Below are 12,058 nucleotides of genomic sequence, written 5' to 3'. Positions count from 1 at the left end.
ACGGCCCCGAGAAAGGACCGAAAATGGAAGCCAGCGGCCAGCTGTACCTCGACCTCCTGGAGAAGGTGGTCACCAACCTGATCTACGGCGACGCCCCCACTCCGAACGCCTGGGTTCCCGAGACGTCCTTCACCCGCGAGCACCGGGAGAACGGGCTCGACTGGCCCAGCGCCGCGCACACCATGGTCGGGCTCAAGCGGATCCGCAACGTCCGCTCGTGCCTGGAACAGGCTCTCGCGGACGGGGTTCCGGGCGACTTCATCGAAACCGGCGTCTGGCGCGGCGGGGTCTGCATCTTCGCGCGCGGAATCCTGAAGGCGCACAACGTGACCGATCGCCGGGTCTGGCTCGCCGATTCCTTCGAGGGCATCCCGGACACCGGCCCGGACGGGCACCCGATGGACAAGGAGATGGCCCTGCACCAGTCCAACGAGGTGCTCGGCGTTTCGATGGAGACGGTGAAGGACAACTTCGCGCGCTACGACCTGCTCGACGACCAGGTCCGCTTCCTGCCCGGCTGGTTCGAGGACACGCTGCCGACCGCGCCGGTGGAGAAGCTCGCCGTCATGCGCCTCGACGGCGACCTCTATTCGTCCACAATGGACGCGCTGGTCAATCTGTACCCGAAGCTGTCCCCTGGCGGCTTCGTGATCATCGACGATTACGTGATCCCGGCCTGCCGCAAGGCGGTCGAGGAGTTCCGGGAGACCGAGGGCATCGAGGACCCGCTGGAAGCGATCGACGACTACAGCGTGTTCTGGCGGCGGAGTGCCTGACCGGCACGGGCGCTGAGAGGCGAAAGGTATGCCACGCGCGAGTCTTCGCGGCGAGCGCGTGTCACACCGCCGTCTCGGCTGGCGCACGCTGTTCAAGTGCCGGTTCCGCAGGGGTTGAACGCACCCGCTTTCGCGGCACTCACGGTAGTTAAACACACCGGGAAGGCACCGGCAAGAAGCCGCTGTCCACCGGACATTTCCAGCTACGGCAAACGGCGGTTGCCCGTCGTCTCCGCACCGGGTACTTCTATTTTTACAACGTTGTAACGCCCGAGTGGAGGCTGGTCTCCATGCCGCTCAACCGCAGGCACTTCGTCGCCGGGACCGTCGCCACTCTGCTCGCCACAGCGTCCGCCGGAACCGCTGAAGCCGCACGCGGCCGTAAGCGGGGCGGTTTCTACACGCCCAACGCGGCCCCGCTCTCGCCCACCGCGTTCCTGAAACTCCCGCCCGGTGCGGTCAAAGCGCGGGGCTGGCTGGCGGGGCAACTGCGGCTGCAGCTCGACGGCCTCTGCGGCCACTACCCCGAGACCTCGCACTTCCTCGACTTCACCACCACCGGCTGGGTGCATCCCGAACGTGGCGGCTGGGAAGAACTGCCGTACTGGCTGCGCGGGTACGTCGACCTCGCCATCGTGACCGGGGACAGCACCGCGCTGGACTCGGCCCGGCGCTGGATCGACGCGATTCTCGCCACCCAGCAAGCCGACGGATTCTTCGGACCGAACGAACTGCGCACCGCTTTCCGGGGCGGCCCGCACTTCTGGCCGTACCTGCCGATGATCCAAGCGTTGCGCTCTTGGCAGGAATACACCGGCGACGCGCGGATCATCCCGCTGCTGACCCGGTTCTTCCGTTACCTGAACGCACAAGGCACCGACATCTTCGACGCGGACTGGCTGAACGTGCGCTGGGGCGACGGCCTGGACAGCGTCTTCTGGCTGTACAACCGCACCGGCGACACGTTCCTCCTCGACCTCGCCGACAAGATCCACCGCTACGGAGCCAACTGGGTCGGCACTCTGCCGAGCCTGCACAACGTCAACGTGGCACAGGGCTTCCGCGAACCGGCCCAGTACGCACTGCGTTCCGGCGACGCGAAACTGATCCAAGCGTCCTATCAGGACTATGACCAGGTCATGGCGGAGTACGGGCAGTTCGCCGGCGGCGGGTTCGCCGGGGACGAGAACGCGCGTCCCGGCTACGGCGATCCGCGGCAGGGCTTCGAAACCTGCGGGATCGTCGAGTTCATGGCGAGCCACCAGCTGCTCACCCGGCTGACCGGCGACCCGGTGTGGGCCGACCGCTGCGAGGACCTCGCCTTCAATTCGCTGCCCGCCGCGCTCGACCCGGCCGGACGCGCGGTGCACTACATCACCAGCGCGAACAGCGTCGATCTCAATAACGTCCCCAAGACCGAGGGCCAGTTCCAGAACGGCTTCGCGATGCAGGCTTACCTGCCCGCCGTCGACCAATACCGCTGCTGCCCGCACAACTACGGCATGGGCTGGCCGTACTTCACCGAAGAACTCTGGCTGGCCACCCCGGACCACGGTCTCGCGGCGTCGATGTACTCGGCGAGCAGCGTCACGGCGAAGGTCGGCGACGGCACGTCGGTCACCATCGAAGAAGACACCACGTATCCGTTCTCGGAGACGATCACCTTCACCGTCCGGACGCCGAAACAGCTGAACTTTCCGTTGTACTTCCGGATTCCAGCCTGGTGTGCGACGCCGCAGCTCACCGTCGCAGGCGCTCCGGTCGCGGTTCCGGCCGGGCCTGCGTACACGAAAGTCCAGCGCGCCTGGCGACACGGTGACGTCGTTACGCTGACCCTGCCCCAACGAACCTCAGTGCGAACCTGGCACGCGAACCACGACTCCCTGTCGGTCGACCACGGCCCGCTGACCTATTCACTGCGGATCGGGGAACAGTACGAGCGACTCGGCGGTTCCGCACAGTTCCCGGAGTACGCCGTCCACGCGACCACCCCGTGGAACTACGGGCTGGCCGTCGACCCGTCAACGGCCGCCTCGGCGATGACGTTCGCGGCCACCGGCGGACCGTTGCCGGACAACCCCTTCACCCCGGACACCGCCCCAGTCCGGATCACCGCACCTGCGCGGAAGATCGCCGAATGGACGGCGGACGACCAGAATGTCGTGACCCCGTTGCAATCGTCGCCAGCACACAGCACCGCGGAGGTCGAGGCGGTCACCCTGATCCCGATGGGCGCGGCTCGGCTGCGGATCACGTCCTTTCCGGTCGCATCGCCCGACGGCACTACGTGGCTGCCCGGCGGCAGCGGGGCCGGTTTCCGGATCGTGAACCGCAACTCCGGCAAAGTCCTCGGCGTCGATCTCATGTCCACTTCGGACAGCGCGCCAGTCGTCCAGTACACCGACAACGGCACCGCCGACCACGTCTGGCACCTGACCCCGAACGGCGACGGCTGGTATCGGATTCGCAACCACAACTCCGGCAAGGTGCTCGGCGTCGACCGAATGTCTACTTCGGACAGTGCACAGGTCGTCCAATACGCCGACAACGGCACCGCGGATCACCTCTGGCAGCTCATCGACAACGGCGACGGCTGGTTCCGGGTCGTCAATCGCAACTCCGGCAAGGTACTCGGCGTGGACCGGATGTCCACCGCGGACAGTGCCCGAGTGGTCCAGTACACCGACAACGGGACGGCGGACCACCTGTGGCAGCTGGTGCCGGACGGCCAGGTGCGGATCGAGAACCAGAATTCGGCGAAGATACTGGGCGTCGACCGGATGTCGACCGCCGACAGTGCCCGGGTCGTCCAGTTCGGCGACACCGGCACCGCCGATCATCTGTGGACTTTCGAGGCGGTCGGAGGATGGCTGCGGATCCGCAACGTCAACTCCGGCAAGGTGCTCGGCGTCGACCGGATGTCCACTGCGGACAGCGCACAGGTCGTCCAATACGCCGACAACGGCACCGCGGATCACGACTGGCGGCTGCTCGACGACGGCAGCGGCTGGTTCCGGATCGTGAACCGCAACTCCGGCAAGGTGCTCGGCGTCGATCGAATGTCCACTGCGGACAGCGCACAAGTCGTCCAGTTCAGCGACAACGGAACCGCGGACCACCGGTGGCGGCTGCGTTAATCCGGCCGCGAAATCAATCCAGCCGCACGGCCTTCCCGCTCTCGGCGACCCGCAACAACGCCTTCCCGATCACCTTGGCCTCCTCGTCGCTGACGTGCGCCGAGAAATGCCGCTCGATGCTCTGCAGGTAGACCGGCGCTGTCTTGCGCAGCGCGCGGGCGCCTTCGTCGGTGATCACTGCCCAGCTGACCCGGCGGTCGTCCGGCTCCGGACGCTTCGCCACCAGCCCGGCGCGCACCATCTCGTCTACCAGCCTGCTCACCCGCGTCCGGCTGAGCACCACCCGGTCGGCGACCTCGCTCATCCGCAGCCCCTTCTCGCCGGCCGCGTTCAGTTCCAGGAGGACGTCGTACCAGGCCAGGGGCACGGTTCCGCCCCGCTGCACGTCGGTTTCGATGGCTCGCACCGCGGCGCTGTGCGCGAGCAGCATCGCGCGCCAAGCCTCCAGGCCGATCTTCGGATCGCTCACGTCCCTCAGTGTAGGTCATTGCGTGCGGGCGCACCTAATGTATAGAGTGCGTGCGTACGCACCTAAATCCGCACAGAGGATTCTCCAGGAGGACCGATGGTCAAGCCCATCACGCTCGAAGAGGTCAAACAGCGGATCGACGCTGGCACGGCAACCGTCGTCGAGGCGCTTCCCGCCGACTACTACGCGAAGGCGCACCTGCCCGGCGCGCTCAACCTGCCGGTCGACGACGTCGAGAAACTAGCCCCCGCTCTCCTGCCGGACAAGAACTCCCCGGTGATCGTCTACTGCGCCGACTCACCGTGCCAGAACTCGGCCAACGTCGCGAAGCACTTGGCGGAACTCGGGTACACGCAGGTGTTCGACTACGACGAGGGCAAGGCCGGCTGGATCGCCGCCGGGCTGCCGACCGAATCCGGCAACTGACGCCGGACAGAGAGAACTGGATCACCCCATGACAGAAGCAACAGCGGCCACCCGCGTCGTCGCCGGAACGGAACTTCCCGCCGCGGGGACCTGGAAGGTCGACCCCGGGCACGCTGAGGTCGGTTTCGTCGGCAGGCATTTCCTGCTCACCAAGGTCCGCGGCCGGTTCACCGGCGTGGACGCCACCCTGGAAATCGGCGAGCGGATCGAAGACACCACCGTGCGCGCGGTCATCGAAATGGCCACAGTGGACAGTGGTGACCAGACCCGGGACGACCATCTCCGGTCCGGCGATTTCTTCGACGTGGAACAGCATCCGCGGGCGACCTTCGAATCGGCCTCGGTCACCGCGGCCGGAAACAAGGCGACCATGGTCGGGAACCTGACCATCAAGGACGTCTCGCGTCCGGTCACCCTCGCCGTGGAGTATCTCGGCCACGCGCGCGATCCTTGGGGAAACGACCGCGTGGTGTTTTCCGCGCGCGGCAAGATCAACCGCGAGGATTGGGGGCTGGTCTGGAACATGGTCCTGGAATCGGGCGGCCTGCTCGTCTCCAAGGAGATCGAACTCGTCCTCGAGGTCGAGGCGGTCCGCGCGACCTGAGGCGTCGATCCGGGCCGCGGCAGATTTCACCGAACCGCGCCGAATGCCGCGAACCGGCCGGGTTGCCCACCCCGGCGACCCGGCCGGGCGCGGATCGATCAGTGCGCCTCGACCTCGGCCAGCACCGCGGCGGCAAGCTCGAACTGTTCCCGCGCCGCCTCTTCTTCGCCCCGAGCCTGCCGGCAGGCGCCCAGCCGGTTCCGGACCTCAATCTCCGCCCACGGCGACATCTGATCCGTCAACGCGCCCAGCGCGCGCAGGTGATACGAGAGCGCGACCTCCAGGTTCCCCAGTTCCTGCTCCGCGGTACCGAGCCGCGACAGCGAACTCACCAGCAACAGCCGGTCCTCGACCCGCTCGGCCAGTTCGACCGCCTGCCGCAGGGATTCCGCCGCTTCGGCAGCCCGGCCGAGATGCAGCCGGACACTGCCGATGTGGCTGGAAACCCGGCCCAGCATCGCCGGATTGCCGGTCGAAACCGCGACGTCGGCCGATTCGGCGAAACAAGCGAGCGAGCGTTCGTACTCACCCTGTTTGAAATGCACGTAACCGAGCCCGGACACCGCCCGTTCGACGAGCCAGCTGTCCGCCACCTCGGCGGCCAGCGTTTTCGCCTCGCTCAGCACCTGTTCCGCTTCGTCGAGCGGTCCGGCGAGCATCGTGACCATTCCCAGCCCGCACAATCCACGCGCGGTTTCCCGCCGGTCGCCGGTTTCCCGGCTGATCCGCAACCCTTCCTCGCACCATCGCCGGGCTTGCGCCGAATCCCCCAGCGCGAGGTACGCCCAGCCGAGCCCGAACCGGAGCGCGGTCGCCATCCGCCCGTCCGCCACGTTGTCCACTTCGGACAGCGCGACTTCCAGCAGGGCCAAGCATTCCCGGTACCGGATGCGCCGCACGAGGTAGTCGACGGCACCCTCGGCGATCCAGCACGCGTAGTCCGGATGGCCCGCGGCGACCGCGGCCGAGACCACTTCCACCAGGTCGCCCGCTTGGTCCAGCCAAGCCGAAGCGTCCACCAGCCCGGCGAACGGCGAGCCGGTGGGCACCGGGCCGCTGGGGAAGCCGGGTTCGCCCCATTCGCTCGCGGCGCGGCAGGCGTGCAGGTACACCCCCAGCCCGCTGGCGACGTCGGGTTCGTCCCCGGCGAGGCGGCGCGCGTATACCGCGACCAGGTCGTGCATCCGGTACCGGCCCGCGGCGGGCGCCTGCACCAGGTTCGCGTCGACCAGGTCTTCGAGTACGTTTTCCGCGGCCCGCCGGGAGCAGCCGAGCATCGCGGCGAGGACCAGTTCGTCGAATTCCGGCGCGGGCGCGCGGCCGAGCGTGCGGAAAGCGCGTTGTGCGTCCGCCGGAAGCTGGTCGTAGGACAGCCGGAACGCGGCCTCGACACTGCGTTCCTCGGCGGTCAGTTCGCCGAGCCGTCCGGTGTCGTCGGCGAGCCGGTCCGCCAAGTCCCGGAAGGTCCACATCGGACGGTTCTGCAGCCGGGCCCCGGCGATGCGCAGCGCGAGCGGAAGCCGTCCGCACAAACTGGCCAGTTCGCGCACCGCCTCGCGTTCCCGGCTCGCGCGCGCCGGGCCGACGATGCGGCTCAGCAGCCCGGCCGCGGCGTCGGAAGTCAGCGGCCCCAGCGAAATCCGGCGCTCGACGTCCAGTCCGGGCAGCCGGCGGCGGCTGGTGATCAGCACCCGGTTGCCGGTTCCGCCGGGCAGCAGCGGGCGGACCTGCTCGGCGCTGACGGCGTCGTCCAGGACCAGGACCAGACGCAACGGAGCGGTGGCGGCGCGCCAGTTCGCGGCCAATTCGTCCAGATCATCCGGAATGTTCTGGTCGTTGACGCCCGTCGAACGCAGCAACCGGCGCACCACCCGCACCGGAGCGAGCGGTGCCCGGCTCGTGCTGTGCCCGTGCAGGCCGACGAACAGGCAGCCGTCGGGATGTTCCTCGCGCAGCAGCTGGGCCGCGCGCACCGCCAGTGCCGTCTTTCCGGCGCCGGGCACCCCGTCCACCGCTGACACCGCACTCCCCGGCGCGGCGAGCCGGGCCAGTTCGGCGTCGCGGCCAGCCAGCTCCCCGACGTCGTGCGGCAGCTCGTCCCGGATCCTGGGCGGCGCGGCCGGCCGCGCCGCGACACCGAGCGCTTCGTCATCGCCGCGCAGCACCGCCTCGTGCACGCGACGCAGGTCTTCGCTGGGTTCGAGCCCCAGCTCGTCGAGCATCCGGACGCGGAACTCGCGCCAGGTGTCGAGCGCGTCAGGCTGCCGTCCGGCGCCGTAGAGGGCCCGCATGAGCAACCCGGTCAGCGGTTCGCGATCCGGATGCTCGGCGAGCAGCGCCGACACCTCGCTGATCGCCGATTCGTAGTCCCCCAGCCGGATCAGCGCGTCCGTCCGGCCTTCGACCAGCCCGACCCGGCGCTCGACGAACCGGCGCCGCTCCCGTTCGGCGAACGGACCGGGCAAGCCGGCCAGCGGGACGCCCTCGTAAAACGCCAGCGCCTGGCCATACGCTTCGGCCGCGGCAGCGAGCGCCCCGGCCGCGGCCGCCTTCTTGGCACGGGCGGCGATCTCCTCGACCCGCACCGCGTCGACCCCGACACCAGCCCCCGCGAACCGGTATCCGCCCGGGTCGGTCCGCAACACCGCTTTCGCGTCCGCACCGGCCGCGGCCAGGGATTTCCGCAGCTGATAGATGTAACCGGGCACACCGTCGCTCTCCGGCGGATGCTCGCCCCACACCCGGTCGACCAGCTCGGCCCGGCTGACCGTCACGTCCGGCCGCAGGAGCAGCGCGACCAGCATCGTGGTCCGCAGCACCGGCCCGAGCTCCAGCGGCTGCCCGCCGTACCAGCCGCGGACGGGTCCGAGCACCGCGAACTCCAGCCGGGCCCCGGGCTCCGCCCCTCCCCGGCCGGTTCCCACGGCACCCGATGACATACCGGGAGTTTAAAGCAGCTCTCTCCGCGGTCGCCGGGACAGCTCACCGCAACCTTCCGGACCGTCCTTGGCACCGCCCCGTCACGTCCTTCGGGACAGCTACGCCTTGGCCGCCCACTTGTCCCGAGTCAGCTCATACTCGACCTCGCCGTGCTCCGTGCCCGGCAACGGATCGTCGAAATGCAGATGAAACGTGCGGACGTAAGTCAGTCCCGACCGCTCCATCACCCGGCGCGACGGCGTGTTCACCGCCATCGTCTGCGCCCACACCCGTTGCGTGCCCCATTCGGTGAATCCTTTGTGGATCGCCGCCCGCGCGCCCTCCGTCGCGTAGCCGCGGCCCCAGGCTTTCGCCATCAGCCGATAGCCGAGTTCCAGCTCCGTCGTGCTGCCGTCCTCCGGTGGCCGCAAGGAAATCCAGCCGAGGAACTCGCCGCTCGCCCGCTCGATCGCCGCCCATTGCCCGGCTGGCCCGCGCTCGTATTCGCTGAGGATCGCGGGCAGCACCTTGCGCTCGATCTCAGCTCGCGGCGTCGGCTTTCCGGTGAGAAACCGCATCACCTGCGGATCGCTGTCGAGCTCCACCAAATTCTCGGCATCGGCCTCGGTGAAACGCCGCAACAGCAACCGTTCCGTCTCCAGGATTTTCATTCGACCGCCCATCCCGCCGCCGCCGCGATCCGGTCGCGCGATTCCAGCAGCCGCGCCCGGAGCTTCGGCAGATCGGCCCCCAGCAACCGGCCGTTCCGCTTCACCGCCCGCCCCTGCACGAAAACACTGTCCACCAACCCTGGATGTCCAGCCGTGACCACTGTGGACACCGGATTGCCGACCGGAAACACCGACAAGTCCTCCGCGTCGATCAGCAGCAGATCCGCGTCCTTCCCGACACTGATGCTCCCCGTCCGGTCTTCCCGCCCACAGGCTCGAGCACCGTCCACAGTGGCGAACTCCAGCAGATCGCGCGCGACGAGCCCGCCGTCGAGACCGCGCTGCGCGGCGAACGCGGTACGCATGGCCGAAAACATGTCACCCCCAGCGGACGGGCAATCGTCGATCGACAACGACGGCCGGATCCCGGCAGCCAGCAGCCGCCCGGTTTCCGGCCACCCGAACCCCATCTTCACCTCGACGTCCGGGCTGATCGTCACCGAGCACCCCGTGTCCGCGAGGATCGCCAGGTGTTCGTCGGCGAGACCGTTGCCGTGAACTATCGTCGTCCGGTCGTCAAGCAGTTTTCGCTCGTGCATCTCGGGAATCGAAGCGCACACCGCGCCGTGGACGTGCACGCTCACCCGCAACCCGAGTTCCCGCGCCAACGCGACGTCTTCGGCTGTCTCGTCCATTGTGGTCAGCATCGGCCCACGCAAGCCGAACGCCATGCCGTCACCCGGAATCCGCTCTCGCACCCGGACCACATCTTCAGGTTCCATCGCGCAGTAACAAAAGATCGACTCCCCAGGAGCCTCGTCGAGCGCGTCGATCGCCGCGTCGGCGTTCTCCGGGCGGTCCGAGCAGTGGAACCAGTCGAGCATGGTCGTCACACCCGAGTTGAGCGCTTCGAGACGGCCCAGCAAATTGCCGAAGTACACGTCTTCCGGCCGGTAGTGCGGCCGGAGCGTGCCGTGCATGGCAGCGCGATACTCGGCGAACGTCCAGTCCGCGCCCATCCCGCGAAACGCCGTCTGCCACGTGTGCCGATGAGTGTCCACGAACCCCGGCAGGACGATCTTGCCCGCCGCGTCCACGATCTCGGCATCGGCCCGGAGCGCGGGACCGACCGCCGCGATCCGCCCGTCCTCGATCAGCACGTCCCCGCGCGGCAGTTCCCCCACCGCCGGATCCAGGCTCACGACAGTCCCGTTCCGGAGCAACGTCCGCATGACCCCTCCCAAAAGTTGATGCGTCAACTCTCGGGCTGTGCGAGTTGACGAGTCAACTCCCCAGGTACGCTCCCGTGCCATGACGCCCGACGACTGGGAGCTGTGGAACGCCTGGGTCCGCGCACAACGCCTGCTCACCCGCGAACTGGACCGCGGACTGCAGCGGTCCTGCGGCATCTCGAAGACCGAGTTCAGCGTCCTGGTCACCCTTTGGCGAACGCCCGGCCGCGAAGCGCGCGTCGCCGACCTCGTCGACGCCCTCGGCTGGGAGAAGAGCCGCGTCTCGCACCAGCTGACCAGGATGGAGGCCCGCGACCTGGTCACCCCCACCCGCAGCGGCCCCAGCGGCCGGCGCACCGGAATCAGCCTCACCGCGCACGGCCGTTCGGTCATTCAGGAGGCCCTGGTGGTCCACGGCGCCAATATCCGCCGCCACTTCCTGGAGACGCTGACCCCCGCGCAGACCGCCGCCATCCGGTCCTGGACGGAGCAGACCATCGAGCGCATCGAGCCAGGTCAGTGACCGGACGCTACCGTGTTCCGAAGATGACTACAGGTATCCGAAAGGTTGATGCCGGATGAGCGACGGCAAAGCAGCGTCGCCGGCCGCGGACCGGACGTTGACCGTTCTCGAGGCACTCGTACGGGCCGAAGAACCGCTGACGCTGACCGCGCTCGCGAAGGCCGCCGGGGTACCGCTCGCCACCTGCGCGTCCATCGCCTACACGCTGGAGCAGCGGGGATACGCCGTGCGCCGGGTAGTCGGCCGAAGCCACTTCTGGCGGCCGACCCTGCGCCTCTACGGCCTGGCCATCGAACTGGTCCGCAAAGTCGACCTGCCGTCCCTGGTCCAAGCCGACCTGCGGCGGCTCGCGGAAAGCCTCGGAATGCCCGCGCACGTCGGAATCCTTGAGGACGCTTCGGTAGTCTATGTCGCCAAGGCTTCTACGCCTGGTTTTGTCCAGTTCGATACTTACCGCGGGAAGGTCGCGCCTTTCGACCTGACCGCGCTGGGGCGGGCTATTGCCGCGCATCTTCCGGAGGCGGAACTGGAGCCGTTGCTGTCCCGCCTTTCGCGGGGCGTGGGGCCGAATGCTGTTGCTCCCGATGCGACCAGGTTTCTCGCGTTGCTGGCGAAGGTCCGGGCGGATGGATACGCGATCGAGAGCGAGGAGGAGCAGCCTGAGATCGCTTGCCTCGCCGCGCCGTTCTTCGACGCCGAGGGCGCGGTCGCGGGGGCGGTAGGGGTGACGGGGTTTGCCCGGCAGTTGGTCGGGGAAAAACGGAAGGCCGCGGCGCGGGGCGTGGTTCAGGTCGGGCAGGAGGTTTCGCGGCGGTTGGGGTTTGCGTCGTAAGCCTTGCCGGGTTTAGCCCACCGGGCAACGTCCGCCCGCGCTCTGCCAGCTGAAATCGTTATTCTTTGTCGCCCAAGTTTCGCGCAGATTTTTCTGTTCGCCGCTGGAAGCGTTCGTCGGGGTACTTCGCATCAGCCCAGGCCGACGAGTTATGAACGAGCAGCTTAGCCTCACCGAGCTGAATTTCGGCGATCCTCGACACGACATCCATGCAACCGACCTTAGGGCAGCCCATCCTGCGCAGTTCGGCTATCAACTCCTCAAGACTGACGCCTTGCCTGAGCAACCGTCGGGCATCTTCATCATATTCATAGAAGTCGACCTCTTTCATTTTGTACAATTCTCGGTCTGCCATCACCGCCTCCTGCCTTCATCCTCCACCGCCCGGCCGCGCCTCGACCTGCGGCAGACTCCCTCCCGCGCCCCTCGCCAACGCCATTGCGCCTCCTCCCCGGATCGACTATCTTCC

Annotated in this window: 11 protein-coding genes; 6 read left to right on the top strand and 5 right to left on the bottom strand. The window is 68.0% G+C overall.

From position 1 onward, the window contains the following. Positions 1 to 23: 23 nt before the first annotated feature. The gene (locus tag ACWGIC_RS13160) at positions 24 to 776 is read left to right on the top strand and encodes a TylF/MycF family methyltransferase (RefSeq protein WP_452076133.1); all 753 of its coding nucleotides are present in this window, start codon (positions 24 to 26) and stop codon (positions 774 to 776) included. Positions 777 to 1,066: 290 nt separating this feature from the next. Continuing rightward, positions 1,067 to 3,913, top strand: a complete 2,847-nt coding sequence (locus ACWGIC_RS13155) for an RICIN domain-containing protein (RefSeq protein ID WP_452076132.1) — start codon at positions 1,067 to 1,069, stop codon at positions 3,911 to 3,913. Positions 3,914 to 3,926: 13 nt separating this feature from the next. On the opposite strand, the gene ACWGIC_RS13150 is transcribed toward ACWGIC_RS13155, so the two are convergent. Further along, positions 3,927 to 4,382, bottom strand: a complete 456-nt coding sequence (locus tag ACWGIC_RS13150; RefSeq protein WP_452076131.1) for a MarR family winged helix-turn-helix transcriptional regulator — start codon at positions 4,380 to 4,382, stop codon at positions 3,927 to 3,929. A gap of 96 nt (positions 4,383 to 4,478) precedes the next feature. On the opposite strand from ACWGIC_RS13150, the gene ACWGIC_RS13145 reads away from it, so the two are divergent. Both ACWGIC_RS13145 and ACWGIC_RS13140 read left to right on the top strand, forming a co-directional pair. After that, positions 4,479 to 4,808 (top strand): rhodanese-like domain-containing protein, encoded by a 330-nt coding sequence (locus tag ACWGIC_RS13145; protein WP_452076130.1) that lies wholly within the window; start codon positions 4,479 to 4,481, stop codon positions 4,806 to 4,808. A 28-nt stretch (positions 4,809 to 4,836) separates the two neighbouring features. Beyond that, entirely contained in the window at positions 4,837 to 5,412 is a 576-nt protein-coding gene (locus ACWGIC_RS13140) for a YceI family protein (protein WP_452076129.1), read from the top strand. 98 nt (positions 5,413 to 5,510) lie between these two features. On the opposite strand, the gene ACWGIC_RS13135 is transcribed toward ACWGIC_RS13140, so the two are convergent. The 3 genes from ACWGIC_RS13135 to ACWGIC_RS13125 all read right to left on the bottom strand — a co-directional run bounded on the left by ACWGIC_RS13135 (position 5,511) and on the right by ACWGIC_RS13125 (position 10,234). Continuing rightward, on the bottom strand, positions 5,511 to 8,351 hold the full coding sequence (locus tag ACWGIC_RS13135; protein WP_452076128.1) for an AfsR/SARP family transcriptional regulator: 2,841 nt from the start codon (positions 8,349 to 8,351) through the stop codon (positions 5,511 to 5,513). Between the two features lie 99 nt (positions 8,352 to 8,450). Beyond that, complete coding sequence (locus ACWGIC_RS13130; protein ID WP_452076127.1) at positions 8,451 to 9,002, bottom strand: GNAT family N-acetyltransferase; 552 nt, start codon at positions 9,000 to 9,002, stop codon at positions 8,451 to 8,453. Then, entirely contained in the window at positions 8,999 to 10,234 is a 1,236-nt protein-coding gene (locus ACWGIC_RS13125) for an amidohydrolase family protein (RefSeq protein ID WP_452076126.1), read from the bottom strand. The genes ACWGIC_RS13130 and ACWGIC_RS13125 overlap by 4 nt, the downstream gene beginning before the upstream one ends. A gap of 79 nt (positions 10,235 to 10,313) precedes the next feature. Here ACWGIC_RS13125 and ACWGIC_RS13120 point away from each other — a divergent pair, with 79 nt between their 5' ends. Together ACWGIC_RS13120 and ACWGIC_RS13115 are read left to right on the top strand one after the other, a co-directional pair. Further along, positions 10,314 to 10,757, top strand: coding sequence for a MarR family winged helix-turn-helix transcriptional regulator (locus ACWGIC_RS13120; RefSeq protein WP_452076125.1), 444 nt, complete (start codon positions 10,314 to 10,316; stop codon positions 10,755 to 10,757). 55 nt (positions 10,758 to 10,812) lie between these two features. After that, positions 10,813 to 11,589 carry an IclR family transcriptional regulator gene (locus tag ACWGIC_RS13115; protein ID WP_452076124.1) on the top strand — a complete coding sequence of 259 codons (777 nt, stop codon included), beginning with the start codon at positions 10,813 to 10,815 and terminating at the stop codon, positions 11,587 to 11,589. A gap of 58 nt (positions 11,590 to 11,647) precedes the next feature. On the opposite strand, the gene ACWGIC_RS13110 is transcribed toward ACWGIC_RS13115, so the two are convergent. Then, positions 11,648 to 11,920, bottom strand: coding sequence for a hypothetical protein (locus tag ACWGIC_RS13110; protein ID WP_452076123.1), 273 nt, complete (start codon positions 11,918 to 11,920; stop codon positions 11,648 to 11,650). Positions 11,921 to 12,058: the final 138 nt, after the last annotated feature.

It is taken from the genome of Amycolatopsis sp. NPDC054798, assembly GCF_053611505.1.
This window is presented reverse-complemented; position numbering and strand designations above follow the sequence as displayed.